At 58.8% G+C, this 15,331-nt stretch carries 15 protein-coding genes; 9 read left to right on the top strand and 6 right to left on the bottom strand.

Annotation, left to right across the window (positions count from 1 at the left end; genetic code table 11):
- Window positions 1-209: 209 nt before the first annotated feature.
- Both QMK52_RS01390 and QMK52_RS01395 read right to left on the bottom strand, forming a co-directional pair.
- Window positions 210-1,427, bottom strand: a complete 1,218-nt coding sequence (locus QMK52_RS01390) for an argininosuccinate synthase (RefSeq protein ID WP_005785276.1) — start codon at window positions 1,425-1,427, stop codon at window positions 210-212.
- Window positions 1,428-1,555: 128 nt separating this feature from the next.
- Window positions 1,556-2,464 (bottom strand): flagellar protein MotY, encoded by a 909-nt coding sequence (locus QMK52_RS01395; protein WP_005785275.1) that lies wholly within the window; start codon window positions 2,462-2,464, stop codon window positions 1,556-1,558.
- Window positions 2,465-2,620: 156 nt separating this feature from the next.
- On the opposite strand from QMK52_RS01395, the gene pyrC reads away from it, so the two are divergent.
- Window positions 2,621-3,667: a dihydroorotase gene (pyrC, locus tag QMK52_RS01400; RefSeq protein WP_005785273.1), complete on the top strand. Its 1,047-nt coding sequence runs from the start codon at window positions 2,621-2,623 to the stop codon at window positions 3,665-3,667.
- Complete coding sequence (gene rnt, locus QMK52_RS01405) at window positions 3,664-4,335, top strand: ribonuclease T (RefSeq protein WP_005785271.1); 672 nt, start codon at window positions 3,664-3,666, stop codon at window positions 4,333-4,335. Before pyrC ends, rnt begins: the two co-directional genes overlap by 4 nt.
- A gap of 68 nt (window positions 4,336-4,403) precedes the next feature.
- Here the strand turns inward: rnt and QMK52_RS01410 are convergent, their stop codons facing one another.
- On the bottom strand, window positions 4,404-5,006 hold the full coding sequence (locus tag QMK52_RS01410; protein ID WP_003172097.1) for a peroxiredoxin: 603 nt from the start codon (window positions 5,004-5,006) through the stop codon (window positions 4,404-4,406).
- Between the two features lie 244 nt (window positions 5,007-5,250).
- Between QMK52_RS01410 and QMK52_RS01415 the strand changes: the two genes are divergently transcribed.
- Together QMK52_RS01415 and bfr are read left to right on the top strand one after the other, a co-directional pair.
- Entirely contained in the window at window positions 5,251-5,469 is a 219-nt protein-coding gene (locus tag QMK52_RS01415) for a bacterioferritin-associated ferredoxin (RefSeq protein ID WP_005785268.1), read from the top strand.
- Between the two features lie 200 nt (window positions 5,470-5,669).
- Window positions 5,670-6,140 (top strand): bacterioferritin, encoded by a 471-nt coding sequence (gene bfr, locus QMK52_RS01420; RefSeq protein WP_005785266.1) that lies wholly within the window; start codon window positions 5,670-5,672, stop codon window positions 6,138-6,140.
- 64 nt (window positions 6,141-6,204) lie between these two features.
- On the opposite strand, the gene grxD is transcribed toward bfr, so the two are convergent.
- Window positions 6,205-6,543 (bottom strand): Grx4 family monothiol glutaredoxin, encoded by a 339-nt coding sequence (gene grxD / locus QMK52_RS01425; protein ID WP_005785264.1) that lies wholly within the window; start codon window positions 6,541-6,543, stop codon window positions 6,205-6,207.
- Window positions 6,544-6,629: 86 nt separating this feature from the next.
- Entirely contained in the window at window positions 6,630-8,738 is a 2,109-nt protein-coding gene (locus tag QMK52_RS01430; RefSeq protein WP_005785262.1) for a molybdopterin oxidoreductase family protein, read from the bottom strand.
- 434 nt (window positions 8,739-9,172) lie between these two features.
- Between QMK52_RS01430 and argF the strand changes: the two genes are divergently transcribed.
- Together argF and QMK52_RS01440 are read left to right on the top strand one after the other, a co-directional pair.
- Entirely contained in the window at window positions 9,173-10,093 is a 921-nt protein-coding gene (argF, locus tag QMK52_RS01435) for an ornithine carbamoyltransferase (RefSeq protein ID WP_005785261.1), read from the top strand.
- The gene (locus tag QMK52_RS01440) at window positions 10,090-11,133 is read left to right on the top strand and encodes an ABC transporter ATP-binding protein (protein ID WP_005785259.1); all 1,044 of its coding nucleotides are present in this window, start codon (window positions 10,090-10,092) and stop codon (window positions 11,131-11,133) included. Before argF ends, QMK52_RS01440 begins: the two co-directional genes overlap by 4 nt.
- 62 nt (window positions 11,134-11,195) lie before the next feature.
- On the opposite strand, the gene ybaK is transcribed toward QMK52_RS01440, so the two are convergent.
- A complete protein-coding gene (ybaK, locus tag QMK52_RS01445) occupies window positions 11,196-11,666 on the bottom strand; it encodes a Cys-tRNA(Pro) deacylase (protein WP_005785257.1) in 471 nt (156 codons plus the stop codon).
- 327 nt (window positions 11,667-11,993) lie between these two features.
- On the opposite strand from ybaK, the gene QMK52_RS01450 reads away from it, so the two are divergent.
- From QMK52_RS01450 to QMK52_RS01460, 3 genes are all read left to right on the top strand, one after another.
- Window positions 11,994-12,848 carry an MIP/aquaporin family protein gene (locus tag QMK52_RS01450; RefSeq protein ID WP_194440195.1) on the top strand — a complete coding sequence of 285 codons (855 nt, stop codon included), beginning with the start codon at window positions 11,994-11,996 and terminating at the stop codon, window positions 12,846-12,848.
- Between the two features lie 76 nt (window positions 12,849-12,924).
- A complete protein-coding gene (glpK, locus tag QMK52_RS01455; RefSeq protein ID WP_005785253.1) occupies window positions 12,925-14,430 on the top strand; it encodes a glycerol kinase GlpK in 1,506 nt (501 codons plus the stop codon).
- Between the two features lie 73 nt (window positions 14,431-14,503).
- On the top strand, window positions 14,504-15,259 hold the full coding sequence (locus QMK52_RS01460) for a DeoR/GlpR family transcriptional regulator (RefSeq protein ID WP_003188962.1): 756 nt from the start codon (window positions 14,504-14,506) through the stop codon (window positions 15,257-15,259).
- Window positions 15,260-15,331: the final 72 nt, after the last annotated feature.

Consider the following 15,331-nt stretch of genomic DNA (forward strand, 5'->3'; position numbering starts at 1 on the left):
ATAGTTCCTCTGCAGATGTAAAAAATCATTCAGCGTTAAAAACAAAACGCAAAAAAGTAAAACAACCGGCAAAGTTTCAGAAAAAACACACTCAAGCACTCGCTAAACGCGGATAAACATCAGCGTCCTATTTATGTTCATCCAATAATAAACAAGCAAAAAAAATGGCCCCTTGGATAAGGGGCCATTTTTCACAACCGAGGCAACACTCAGAACAACGAGCGGCCCTTGTTGGCAGCAATCCGCATACGCAGGGCGTTCAGCTTGATGAAGCCCGCCGCATCCGCCTGGTTGTAGGCGCCACCATCTTCTTCAAAGGTCGCAATGTTGGAGTCGAACAGCGACTCATCGGATTTACGACCCGTGACGATCACGTTGCCCTTGTAGAGTTTCAGGCGCACAACGCCATTCACGTGGGCCTGGGAGGCGTCGATCATCTGTTGCAGCATCAGACGCTCAGGGCTCCACCAGTAACCGGTGTAGATCAGGCTGGCGTACTTGGGCATCAGCTCGTCTTTAAGGTGTGCGACTTCACGGTCCAGGGTGATGGATTCGATGGCACGGTGGGCACGCAGCATGATGGTGCCGCCCGGGGTTTCATAGCAGCCGCGGGACTTCATGCCCACATAGCGGTTCTCGACGATGTCGAGACGGCCGATACCATGCTGGCCACCGATACGGTTGAGGGTCGCCAGCACGGTGGCCGGAGACATTTCAACGCCGTCCAACGCGACGATGTCGCCGTTGCGGTAAGTCAGTTCCAGATACTGTGGCTTGTCTGGAGCGTTCTCCGGGGAGACCGTCCATTTCCACATGTCTTCTTCGTGCTCGGTCCAGGTGTCTTCCAGCACGCCGCCCTCATAGGAGATGTGCAGCAGGTTGGCGTCCATCGAGTACGGCGACTTCTTCTTGCCATGACGCTCGATCGGGATCGCGTGCTTTTCAGCGTAATCCATCAGCTTTTCGCGGGAGAGCAGGTCCCATTCACGCCAAGGGGCGATCACTTTTACCCCTGGCTTGAGTGCATAGGCACCCAGTTCGAAACGCACCTGGTCGTTGCCCTTGCCAGTGGCGCCGTGGGAAATGGCATCAGCGCCGGTTTCGTTGGCGATCTCGATCAGGCGTTTGGCGATCAGCGGACGTGCGATGGAGGTACCCAGCAGGTACTCACCTTCGTAGACAGTGTTGGCGCGAAACATCGGGAATACGAAATCGCGGACGAACTCTTCGCGCAGGTCGTCAATGTAGATCTCTTTCACGCCCATGGCTTGCGCCTTGGCACGTGCAGGTTCGACCTCTTCGCCCTGACCCAGGTCAGCGGTGAAGGTCACCACTTCACAGTTATAAGTATCCTGCAGCCACTTGAGGATCACCGAAGTGTCCAGGCCGCCGGAATACGCGAGAACGACCTTGTTTACGTCGGCCATGCCATCACTCCACGGGGTTGTACGGAAAGGCAACGATTCTACCGATCAAAACCGCGAAATTACAGGGGCGCGACAGCAAATGAAGATAAAGCGACAGATTATGTCGAGTGGGCGACCGATGGTCGCACCTACGAGGTAACCGCCGGGTTGCTCGGTACCGTGGCCTGGGGTGCCGGTTTCTCGGGGGCAGCGACCCGCTCAAGCTGGATATTCACACGGCGGTTGCGGGCGCGGTTGGCGGCACTGGTGTTGGGTGCCAGAGGGTAGCTCTCGCCGTGGAAACGCAGGGTGATCTGCGATTCCTGAATGCCATTGGCCTTGAAGTAATCCATCACCGCCAGGGCACGCCGGCGCGAGACGTCGCGATTGGTCAGGCGATTGCCACTGTTATCCGAGTGGCCGTTCAACTCGACATGATTGACGGTAGGGTCGGCCTTCATGAACGCAAGAATCACAGACAGCTTCTTCTTGGCGGCAGCGTCCAGCTCAATGCCGCCACCGGGGAATCCGACTTCAGTCTGCTTGACCTGATCGTAATTCATGGGCAACAGCTTGGCAGTGCACGACTGATAGTCGCTGTAAGCCTTGCTGAACCTCACCGGCAGCAGACGCACCTCCGAGTACCCGCCCTCGCGCGCGTAATGCCGTACGGTCGGGCTGCGCCCCTCAAGCAATCCAGTGAACAGGCGCCCGGCCTGGGCCTGGGAGCTATTGAACAGTACGTCGCCACTGCCGACACGTACCGCCCCGAGGTTGATATCGCCTCGGCCCGGCTGCCAGGGCGCAGCGGCGGCCAACAAGGTTGCCGAGCCTGCGCCGAACGCACCGTTATAGGCTTTCAGGCGAAACGTCGCCTGCTCGCCGGCCCGGCGCACGAACTCCCCGGAACCAAAGTCGGTGATCGGCTGCGTCAGGCGGCACTCGAACTGGTCGCCCTCTACCTTCCACTCAATATTCTCCAGACGTGTCTGGAACGTGAGGGCCATAGCGGGCAGGCTGGCGAACACACTGAGCAGGGCTAGATAATGCTGGCGCACGGGAGGCTCCACTGGTTTCTACAACACTTCAAAGCGTCATACATCGTTAAGGCATACCCGGGGATATCGGTCGCATCCGGCAAAACTTGATAGCGAGTGCCTGCAAGAGTCTTTTCCGGTAGCATTCCCACCAGATTGACCCGCCTGGAATCCCCAATGTCCGACCGCCTGACCCTGCTGCGTCCCGACGACTGGCATATTCATCTTCGCGATGGTGCTGCGTTACCCCAAACCGTGGCCGATGTGGCGCGCACGTTTGGCCGTGCCATCATCATGCCTAACCTGGTACCTCCGGTGCGCAATGCCGCAGAAGCCGACGCCTATCGCCAGCGTATTCTCGCTGCACGACCGGCCGGCAGCCGCTTTGAACCGTTGATGGTGCTCTACCTGACCGACCGCACCCAGCCTGAAGAAATTCGCCAGGCCAAGGCTAGCGGCTTCGTACACGCTGCCAAGCTCTATCCGGCCGGCGCGACCACCAACTCTGATTCCGGCGTAACCAGTATCGACAAGATCCTGCCGGCGATCGAAGCCATGGCCGAAGTTGGTATGCCGTTGCTGATCCATGGGGAAGTGACCCGTGGCGATGTGGACGTGTTCGATCGCGAGAAAATCTTCATCGACGAACACATGCGTCGTGTGGTCGAGTTGTTCCCGACTTTAAAGGTAGTGTTCGAGCACATCACCACCGCCGATGCCGTGCAGTTCGTCACCGAAGCTTCGGCTAACGTTGGCGCGACCATCACCGCTCACCACCTGCTCTACAACCGCAACCACATGTTGGTGGGCGGAATTCGGCCGCACTTCTATTGCCTGCCGATCCTCAAGCGCAACACTCACCAGGTGGCCCTGCTGGATGCCGCCACCAGCGGCAGCCCGAAGTTCTTCCTGGGCACCGACTCGGCGCCCCACGCCCAGCACGCCAAGGAAGCCGCATGCGGTTGTGCCGGATGCTACACGGCGTTTGCCGCCATCGAGCTGTATGCCGAAGCATTCGAACAGCGCAATGCCCTGGACAAACTCGAAGGTTTTGCCAGCCTCAATGGTCCGCGTTTCTACGGCCTGCCGGCGAATACCGACCGCATTACCCTGGTCCGTGAAGATTGGACCGCCCCCGCCAGCCTGCCGTTTGGCGAGCTGACCGTTATCCCGCTGCGCGCCGGTGAAACACTGCGCTGGCGCCTGCTGGAGGAAAGCAAGTGAGTGAAGACCATTACGATGACGAACAAGAGCACAGTGGCGGCGGCTCGCGCCACCCGATGGCCGAGCGTTTTCGCGGTTATCTGCCGGTTGTCATCGACGTAGAAACCGGTGGCTTCAACTGCGCCACCGACGCCCTGCTGGAAATCGCCGCAACCACCATCGGCATGGACGAACAGGGTTTCGTGTTCCCGGAACACACCCACTTCTTCCGTGTCGAGCCGTTCGAAGGCGCCAATATCGAAGCCGCGGCCCTGGAGTTCACCGGGATCAAGCTCGACCACCCGCTGCGCATGGCCGTCAGTGAAGAAGCAGCACTGACCGATATCTTCCGTGGCGTGCGCAAGGCGCTGAAGGCCAATGGCTGCAAACGCGCGATCCTGGTCGGCCACAACAGCAGCTTCGACCTGGGCTTCCTGAATGCCGCCGTGGCGCGCCTGGACATGAAGCGCAACCCGTTTCACCCGTTCTCAAGCTTCGACACTGCCACCCTTGCAGGCCTGGCGTATGGCCAGACCGTACTGGCCAAAGCCTGCCAGGCAGCGGGTATCGACTTTGATGGTCGTGAAGCCCACTCGGCCCGCTACGACACCGAAAAGACCGCCGACCTGTTCTGTGGCATCGTCAACCGCTGGAAACAGATGGGTGGCTGGGAAGACTTCAACGACTGAGCCTGCACCGCCCCTCCCATAAAAAAACCGGCCTTTTCAGGCCGGTTTTTTTGTACCTCGACGCAGGCTTACAGCTTGCCGGCGTTCTCGGTCAGGTAAGCGGCAACGCCTTCTGGCGAAGCGTTCATGCCTTTGTCGCCTTTTTTCCAGTTGGCAGGGCAGACTTCACCGTGCTCTTCGTGGAATTGCAGGGCGTCAACCAGGCGGATCAGCTCTTCCATGTTACGGCCCAGCGGCAGGTCGTTGATGATCTGCGAACGCACGACGCCCTTGTCGTCGATCAGGAACGCGCCACGGAAAGCGACGCCGCCTTCGGATTCAACGTCGTAGGCCTTGGCGATGTCGTGCTTCATGTCGGCAGCCATGGTGTATTTGACTTTGCCGATACCGCCGTCGTTGATGGCGGTGTTGCGCCAGGCGTTGTGGGTGAAATGGGAGTCGATGGACACAGCAACCACTTCAACGTTACGCGCCTTGAAATCGTCCATGCGATGGTCCAGGGCGATCAGCTCCGAAGGGCAGACGAAAGTGAAGTCCAGCGGGTAGAAGAATACCAGGCCGTATTTGCCTTTGATGGCTTCAGACAGTTTGAAGCTGTCTACGATTTCGCCATTGCCGAGGACGGCTGGAACGTCAAAATCCGGGGCTTGTTTACCGACGAGTACGCTCATTGGATATCTCCTGATATAGGGGGTGACGATTGAAGTAAAAGGACCGGTCGAGTCTGCCTGTGGAAGCAGACAGAAATATGACGCAATCACGCTTCGTGAAGACCGATCATCATACACCGAAAAAACCGTTCGTCAGCGCACGGGCAATTCCTCTCGGATTGCTGCTGAAACTATTTTGACAATCATTCTCGTTAACATTAAGATCCATCGCACTTAAGCCATAAACCCGCGACGGTTCTCACTTATGTATGTCTGCCTCTGCACTGGCGTCACCGACGGACAAATCCGCGAAGCGATCTACGAAGGTTGCTGCAGCTACAAAGAAGTGCGTGAAACCACGGGCGTTGCCAGCCAGTGCGGCAAATGCGCCTGCCTCGCCAAGCAAGTGGTACGGGAAACCCTGACGCAGCTGCAAACAGCCCAGGCCGCGATCCCCTACTCGACAGAATTTACACACGCCTGATAGGCATGTTTTAAAGAGCCGGACCTTGTGTCCGGTTTTTTTATGCCTGTAATTCAATTAGTTAGCGCCAAGACGCGGAACACAAACATTCTTATTCCGATTAATTTTCATTTATTATTCAATAACTTAGGTTTGACACTGGGATTTTCACCGCTCAGACTCCCCCTTATACACAGCTATTACAGGGCAGGACCCCAGTCATGAAAGGCGACATCTCAGTCATCCAGCAACTCAACAAAATCCTTGCCAATGAACTGGTCGCGATCAATCAGTACTTCCTGCATGCGCGCATGTACGACGATTGGGGCCTGGAAAAGCTCGGCAAGCGTGAATACAAAGAATCGATCAAGGCCATGAAGGACGCCGACGCGCTGATCAAGCGCATCCTGTTCCTGGAAGGTCTGCCGAACGTGCAGGACCTGGGCAAGCTGAACATCGGCGAGCACACTCAGGAAATGATCGGCAGTGACCTGGGCTTTGAGCGCAAAAGCCACAGCGACATCAAGGCAGCGATTGCCCACTGTGAGACCAAAGGCGATTTCGGCAGCCGTGAGCTGCTGGAAGACATCCTGGAAGACCAGGAAGAGCATATCGACTGGCTGGAAACCCAGCTGGGACTGATAGACAAGGTCAGCCTGGAGAACTACCTGCAATCGCAGATGGGTGAATAACCCCTACCAGATACAAAAAAGCCCCGCTCTCGTCAGAGAAGCGGGGCTTTTTATTGCAGGTCAATCAAGCTTCAGTCTTGGCTGCCGCTTTTTCCGCTGCGTCTTTGATCAGCGCTTGCAGCGAACCGTCTGCTGCCATTTCAGTGATGATATCGCTGCCGCCAACCAGCTCACCGGCTACCCACAGTTGTGGGAAAGTCGGCCAGTTGGCGTACTTTGGCAGATTGGCGCGAATTTCCGGATTCTGCAGGATATCCACGTAGGCGAACTTCTCGCCACACGCCATGATGGCCTGGGAGGCTTTTGCGGAAAAACCGCACTGAGGAGCGTTAGGCGCGCCCTTCATGTAGAGCAGAATGGTGTTGTTGGCAATCTGGTCTTTGATCGTTTCGATGATATCCATGGAACACCTCGGCTGGAACTTTGCGACTCACAGGTCGGCACGGTGGCGCATTGTAACGCAAAATCCCAGCGCAGTGCTCGGGCACCTCACGCAGCCGCCACTTGCACCGGCACCCCATTGAGCGCCGCATTACCCGATAACTCATCCAATTGCCGCTCGTCGGTCAAGTCATTCGCACTCGCACCCGGCTGGCCGCTTGCGATGCTCATCTGCACGCCCGGACGATCATGACCCCAACCGTGAGGCAGGCTGACCACACCCTGCATCATGTCCGCGCTGGCCACGACTTCCACTTCGATCATGCCGATGCGCGAACTCACTCGCACCCGCTGGCCATCGCTCAACTGCCGACTGGCCAGATCGTCGGGGTGCATCAACAGTTGATGGCGCGGCTTGCCCTTCACCAGCCGGTGATAGTTATGCATCCACGAATTATTGCTGCGCACATGACGGCGACCAATCAGCAGCAGTTCGTCCACCGCAGGCACCGGTTGCGCGGCAAAACGCGACAGGTCCGCCAGGATCACCGGCGGTGCCGCCTGCACCTTGCCATCGGCGGTTTTCAGCCGCGCGCCCAAGTTTGGCTGGAGCGGCCCCAGGTCCACGCCGTGGGGGTGATCGGCCAGCATCGCCACCGACAGCTTATGTGCAGACGCATCCCCATAAGTACCGGCGCGCAGCCCGAAATCGATCATTTGCGCGGGCGGCATTGTCGGTTTTAGTGACACGCCGGTCTGCGCCGCAAAGGCTTTGGCCAAGCCGACGAAAATTTCCCAATCGTGCAGCGCGCCTGCGGGTTTTGGCAGGATCGCGCGGTTGAAGCGCGTGACATTGCGCACCGCGAACATGTTGAAGGTGGTGTCGTAGTGGTCATTTTCCAATGCCGACGTTGACGGCAGGATCAGGTCGGCATAACGCGTGGTTTCGTTGATGTAGAGATCGACACTGACCATGAACTCCAACCCATCCAGCGCCTGCTCAAGTTGACGGCCATTGGGCGTCGACAGGACCGGGTTGCCGGCCACCGTCACCAGGGCGCGGATTTGCCCTTCACCTTCGGTGAGCATTTCTTCGGCCAAGGCTGACACCGGCAGCTCTCCGCCGTACTCGGGACGCCCGGACACGCGGCTTTGCCAGCGATTGAAATGCCCGCCGCCAGTCGACGCCACCAGGTCCACCGCTGGTGTGGTGCACAACGCACCTCCCACCCGATCCAGGTTGCCGGTCACCAGGTTGATCAACTGCACCAGCCAATGACACAACGTGCCGAACGCCTGGGTCGAGACGCCCATGCGTCCGTAGCACACCGCTTTATCGGCGGCGGCAAAGTCTCGCGCCAATTGACGGATCTGCTCGGCAGGCACTGCACATTGGCGGCTCATGGCCTCGGCGGTAAAGTTGGCGATCGCCCGGCGTACGTCGTCCAGGCCTTCAACCGGCAAATGGCTGGCGCGGGTCAGCCCTTCAGCAAACAGGGTGTTGAGCACCCCGAACAACAACGCCGCATCACCGCCGGGGCGTACGAACAGATGCTGATCGGCAATCGCCGCCGTCTCGCTGCGTCGAGGGTCGACCACCACCACTTTACCGCCCCGTGCCTGAATGGCTTTGAGGCGTTTCTCCACATCGGGCACGGTCATGATGCTGCCATTGGACGCCAGCGGGTTGCCACCCAGAATCAGCATGAAGTCGGTGTGGTCGATGTCCGGGATCGGCAGCAGCAAGCCATGGCCGTACATCAGGTGACTGGTCAGATGGTGGGGCAACTGGTCGACGGAGGTTGCAGAGAACCGGTTGCGCGTCTTCAAAAGGCCAAGAAAATAATTGCTGTGCGTCATCAGCCCATAGTTGTGCACGCTGGGGTTGCCTTGGTAAACCGCCACCGCGTTCTGGCCATGCCGGGCCTGGATACCCGCAAGGCGTTCGGCTACAAGCGCAAAGGCACTTTCCCATGAGATCGGCTGCCATTCGTTGCCAACCCGCAGCATTGGCTGGTGCAAGCGGTCCGGGTCATTCTGGATATCCTGCAGCGCTACGGCCTTGGGGCAGATGTGTCCGCGGCTGAAGCTGTCCAGGGGGTCGCCCTTGATCGAGGTGATCGCCAGGCGACCGTCTTCGGCTTGAGTCGTTTCCAGGGTCAGGCCGCAGATGGCTTCGCACAGGTGGCAGGCACGGTGATGGAGAGTCTTGGTCATGGCCAGTCTCTTTATAAGGGCTTTGGCCCAACTATGGCCCGCGACCGCCCAGGGCGCCAGCAACCTTCGTGCTGTGAATCGACGGGCATAGGCAAAGGCATGGCTAACCATGAGCAAATGTTTCAGAAGCCTCCCGCGCACCGACTAAAACCGACACAACCTGGCCTGGGCCCGCCCCCGCGCATTGCAAAAGGTCTCGGCGCCAGTGTACAAATGGCCCGCTGCTGTCCGGAAATCGTCTTCAAACGCGCGTCAGCGCCCTGCTTGAACACTCTTAAAAACCGTAGCCCTATTGGTAAGACGCGACATTTAATGTCAATATCGCGCCTTCCCCTATTTCGTCGCCCCGTGCGGCTTTCGCCGCAGGTCTCGCCCGTTGTCACAATAAACAAGGCTTTGAGGATCTGCGGTCTGTTGCAAAAAGGTAGTTAATGATGAGCGCAAGGCACTTTCTCTCCCTGATGGATTGCACGCCCGAAGAGCTGGTCAGCGTGATCCGTCGAGGCATTGAGCTTAAAGACCTGCGTAACCGCGGCGTACTGTTTGAGCCCTTGAAAAACCGTGTACTGGGGATGATCTTCGAGAAGTCCTCGACTCGTACACGCCTGTCTTTCGAAGCCGGCATGATCCAGCTGGGTGGCCAGGCGATCTTCCTGTCCCCGCGTGATACCCAACTGGGCCGTGGCGAGCCGATCAGCGATTGCGCCATCGTCATGTCGCGGATGCTCGATGCCGTAATGATCCGTACCTTCGCCCACAGCACCCTGACCGAATTTGCCGCCAACTCGCGCGTGCCGGTGATCAACGGGCTGTCCGACGACCTGCACCCCTGCCAGTTGCTGGCCGACATGCAAACCTTCCTCGAACACCGCGGTTCGATCCAGGGCAAGACCGTGGCCTGGATCGGTGACGGCAACAACATGTGCAACAGCTATATAGAAGCGGCGATCCAGTTCGACTTCCACCTGCGTATCGCTTGCCCTGAAGGCTACGAGCCGAGCGCCGAGTTCATGGCCAGGGCCGATGGCCGCGTGCAGTTGCTGCGTGATCCGAAGGATGCGGTGGTTGGCGCACACCTGGTCAGCACCGACGTCTGGACCTCCATGGGCCAGGAAGACGAAACGGCCAAGCGCCTGGCCCGGTTCGCACCATTCCAGGTGACACGCGCCCTGCTCGATACAGCAGCGCCGGATGTACTGTTCATGCACTGCCTGCCTGCTCACCGAGGTGAGGAAATCAGCCTCGACCTGCTCGATGACCCACGCTCTGTCGCCTGGGACCAGGCCGAAAATCGCCTGCATGCGCAAAAAGCCTTGCTCGAGTTTCTCGTCCCACCGTCGTACCACCACGCATGAGCCAGCCATTACTGCTGAACCTGCGCAATCTGGCATGCGGCTATCAAGATCAACGGGTGGTGCAGAACCTCAACCTGCACCTCAATGCCGGTGACATCGGTTGCCTGCTTGGCTCGTCCGGTTGCGGCAAGACCACCACCTTGCGCGCCATTGCCGGCTTTGAACCGGTACACGAAGGCGAAATCAGCCTGGCGGGCGAAGTCATCTCCAGTGCTGGTTTCACCCTGGCACCGGAGAAACGGCGTATTGGCATGGTGTTCCAGGATTACGCACTGTTCCCGCACTTGAGCGTGGCAGACAACATCGTCTTTGGTATTCGCAAACATCCGCAAAAGGATCGTGTGGTCGCCGAGCTGCTGGAACTGGTCAACCTCAAGAATCTGGGCAAGCGCTTCCCTCATGAGCTTTCCGGTGGCCAGCAACAACGCGTCGCGCTCGCCCGCGCCCTAGCGCCAGAGCCGCAACTGTTGCTATTGGATGAACCCTTTTCCAACCTCGATGGCGAATTGCGCCGCAAGCTCAGCCATGAAGTGCGCGACATCCTCAAGGCACGCGGCACCAGTGCGATCCTGGTGACCCACGACCAGGAAGAAGCCTTTGCGGTCAGCGACCATGTCGGCGTGTTCAAGGAAGGTCGTCTGGAGCAATGGGACACGCCCTACAACCTTTACCACGAACCGCAGACGCCCTATGTCGCCAGCTTTATCGGCCAGGGTTACTTCATTCGAGGTCGCTTGAACTCACCGGAGTCAGTGAGCACCGAACTGGGAGACCTGCGCGGCAATCGCGCCTATACCTGGCCCACAGGTGGCGCGGTGGATGTTCTGCTACGCCCGGACGACATCGTCTACGCGCCGGACAGCGCATTGAAAGCCCGGATCGTCGGCAAGACGTTCCAGGGCGCCTCGACCTTGTACCGGTTGCAACTGCCAACGGGCGCTCAGCTGGAATCGATTTTCCCCAGCCATGTTGATCAACAGATGGGGACGGATGTGGGGATTCGAGTGGCGGCCGAGCATCTGGTGCTGTTCCAGGCGTAAGCGGTTATACATGTGGGAGTGGGCAAGCCCCCTCCCCCATTAGATCTCCAAAGGGCTGATCATCACGCCCGGCCGATGGCCGCGAATTTGGCTTGGGTATGTTCAGCCAGTACCGCGGCGGGCAATTCCACCTCCAGCCCTCGCCTCCCGGCACTGACAAAAATCGTTGCAAAGGGTTGCGCCGTTTCGTCGATAAACGTGCGCAAGCGCTTCTTCTGCCCCAGCGGGCTGATTCCGCCCAACAGATAGCCAGTAGACCGCTGTGCTGCCGCCGGGTCTGCCATTTCGACCTTTTTTACGCCAGCCGCATGGGCAAGCGCCTTCAAGTCCAGACTTCCGACGACCGGCACCACCGCCACCAACAATTCGCCCTTCTCGCTGCTCGCCAATAACGTCTTGAACACCTGCGCCGGGTCGAGGCCCAATTTCTCCGCAGCTTCCAGACCATACGACGCCGCCTTGGGGTCATGTTCATAACTGTGAATGCGATGTTCGGCGCGAACTTTTTTCAACAAATCCAGTGCGGGCGTCATGGCGTCTCCGGCAGGGAAAACAGGTGCCCAATTCTAGGCCAAGCGCCGGAAAAACGCTCTAGTCCAGGCACTGCTGGGTCAAAAGCTCGGTATGAAGGGCGTGATCATTCACCAGACCAATAGTTCGAAAGTGACCAATGGTTCACTTTCGACCTTTGACAGCGGTCATTCTTGTCTATATTTTTTCGTTTCCGAATACTGTAGGAATAGTCCATCAGTGCTCCAGCAGTAAGCCGCGGCTAAGGATGGGGATCCTCGTCACGGTGAAAATCGCGCAACCGCCCGTTGAGGCAGTGCGCCAGACAAGAACAACAACTGAGGTTTTCCATGACAACTGCTCTTCAACAGCCTTCACTTTCGAGCCAATGCATGGCCGAGTTCCTGGGCACTGCGCTGCTGATCTTCTTCGGTACCGGTTGCGTCGCTGCGCTCAAGGTCGCGGGTGCGAGCTTTGGCTTATGGGAAATCAGCATCATCTGGGGGATCGGCGTCAGCATGGCGATCTACCTGAGTGCCGGTATTTCCGGGGCTCACCTCAACCCGGCGGTCAGTATCGCCCTGTGCATTTTTGCCGACTTCGAAAAACGCAAACTGCCCTTCTATATTCTCGCCCAGGTCGCCGGCGCATTCTGCTCCGCCGCACTGGTGTACACGCTCTACAGCAATCTTTTTTTCGATTACGAACAAACCCACCAGATGGTCCGTGGCTCCCAGGCCAGCCTGGAACTGGCGTCGGTGTTTTCCACCTATCCCCATGCATTGCTGAGCACGGCCCAGGCATTTCTGGTGGAAATGGTCATCACCGCAATATTGATGGGCGTGATCATGGCCCTCACCGACGACAACAACGGCCTGCCTCGCGGCCCGCTGGCCCCGCTGCTGATCGGTTTATTGATCGCCGTGATTGGTAGCGCCATGGGCCCGCTGACCGGATTTGCGATGAACCCGGCACGGGACTTCGGGCCCAAGCTGATGACCTTTTTCGCCGGTTGGGGTGAAATGGCCTTTACTGGCGGTCGCGATATTCCTTACTTCCTGGTACCGATATTCGCCCCGATTGTCGGTGCTTGCCTCGGTGCTGCCGCCTATCGCGGGCTGATCGCTCGCCACCTGCCGAGCGCAGCACCTGCTATAGCTGAAACACCTGACACGGCTGTCAACGGCAAGACTCGTATTTCCTGAAAGCGCCAGCCTGGTCCCCTGCCCTTCACGGCCCAGGCTGATTTCTGACTTCCTTATTTCGTTCAAGGCAATTGACATGACCGACCTTCAGAATAAGAACTACATCATTGCCCTCGATCAGGGCACCACAAGCTCGCGGGCGATCATCTTCGATCGCGACGCCAACGTGGTGTGCACCGCGCAACGTGAATTCGTCCAACACTACCCGCAGGCCGGCTGGGTTGAGCATGACCCGATGGAAATCTTCGCCACCCAAAGCGCGGTGATGGTAGAGGCGCTGGCCCAGGCCGGCTTGCACCATGATCAGGTTGCCGCCATCGGTATCACCAACCAGCGTGAAACCACCGTGGTCTGGGATAAAATCACCGGTCGCCCGATCTACAACGCCATCGTCTGGCAGTGCCGACGCAGCACCGAAATTTGCCAGCAACTCAAGCGCGACGGCCATGAGCAGTACATCAGCGACACTACCGGTCTGGTTACCGACCCGTACTTCTCCGGCACCAAGCTCAAGTGGATCCTCGACAACGTCGAAGGCAGCCGCGAACGTGCGCGCAATGGCGAGCTGTTGTTCGGCACCGTCGACAGCTGGCTGATCTGGAAATTTACCGGCGGCAAGACCCACGTCACCGACTACACCAACGCGTCGCGCACCATGCTCTTTAACATCCACACGCTGGAGTGGGATGCGAAGATGCTGGAGATTCTCGACATCCCGCGGGAAATGCTCCCCGAAGTGAAGTCGTCCTCCGAAATCTACGGCCGCACCAAAAGTGGTATCGCCATTGGCGGTATTGCCGGTGACCAACAGGCCGCGCTGTTCGGCCAGATGTGCGTCGAAGCCGGCCAGGCCAAGAACACCTATGGCACCGGTTGCTTCCTGCTGATGAACACCGGCGACAAGGCGGTGAAATCCAAGCACGGCATGCTCACCACCATCGCCTGCGGCCCCCGCGGTGAAGTGGCTTACGCTCTGGAAGGCGCGGTATTCAATGGTGGCTCCACTGTGCAATGGCTGCGTGACGAACTGAAAATCATCAACGACGCCCACGACACCGAATACTTCGCCGGCAAGGTCAAGGACAGCAACGGCGTGTATCTGGTACCCGCCTTTACCGGCCTGGGCGCACCGTACTGGGACCCGTATGCCCGTGGCGCGCTGTTCGGCCTGACACGAGGCGTACGCGTGGACCACATCATTCGTGCGGCGCTGGAGTCGATTGCCTACCAGACCCGCGACGTACTCGACGCCATGCAGCAGGACTCGGGCGAACGCCTCAAGGCCCTGCGCGTGGACGGTGGGGCGGTCGCCAACAACTTCCTGATGCAATTTCAGGCCGACATCCTCGGCACTCAGGTCGAACGCCCACAAATGCGCGAGACCACGGCCCTCGGCGCCGCCTACCTGGCTGGCCTGGCGTGTGGTTTCTGGGGCAGCCTGGAGGAGTTGCGTGGCAAGGCGGTGATCGAGCGCGAGTTCGAACCACAGCTGGATGAAGCAGCCAAAGAGAAACTCTACGCCGGCTGGCAAAAAGCGGTGAGCCGCACCCGTGACTGGGAACCGCACGAAGGCGCTGAATAAGGTTGTAACTGGCAGGGAGCGGATTCCTGCGTCATCATGGGCCACTTTTGTATGGCAGCCCAAAGGACGCCCCATGAATCTGCCTCCCCGCCAACAACAAATCCTCGAACTGGTCCGCGAACGCGGCTACGTCAGTATCGAGGAAATGGCGCAGCTATTCGTTGTCACCCCGCAAACCATCCGCCGCGATATCAACCAGCTGGCGGACGCCAATCTGCTGCGCCGCTACCACGGCGGCGCGGCCTATGACTCCAGTGTCGAGAACACTGCGTACGCCATGCGGGCCGATCAGATGCGTGACGAGAAGCAACGCATCGGCGAAGCGATCGCCGCTCAGATTCCCGACCATGCCTCGCTGTTCATCAACATCGGCACCACCACCGAATCCATCGCTCGTGCGCTGCTCAATCACAGCCACCTGAAAATCATCACCAATAACCTCAACGTCGCCACCATGCTCAGTGCCAAGGACGACTTCGATGTGTTGCTGACCGGCGGCAACGTGCGCCGCGATGGCGGCGTGGTGGGCCAGGCCAGTGTCGATTTCATCAATCAGTTCAAGGTGGACTTTGCCCTGGTAGGTATCAGCGGGATCGACGAGGACGGCAGCCTGCTGGACTTCGATTACCAGGAGGTGCGGGTTTCCCAGGCCATCATCGCCAATGCGCGGCAGGTGATCCTGGCGGCAGACTCCAGCAAATTCGGGCGCAATGCCATGATTCGCCTGGGGCCGATCAGCCTGGTGGATTGCCTGGTGACTGACCAGCAGCCGGTGCCGGCGCTGGTGCAAGTGCTGAATGAACACAAGGTGCGGCTGGAAGTGGTGTAGCGCCTGTTCAGGCGTCATCGCGGGCAAGCCCGGCTCCCACAGTTTGAAATTCGATCAAATGTGGGAGCCGGG

This window comes from Pseudomonas sp. P9_2 (genome assembly GCF_034008255.1).
In the GTDB taxonomy this organism is placed as follows: Bacteria; Pseudomonadota; Gammaproteobacteria; order Pseudomonadales; family Pseudomonadaceae; genus Aquipseudomonas; species Aquipseudomonas synxantha_A.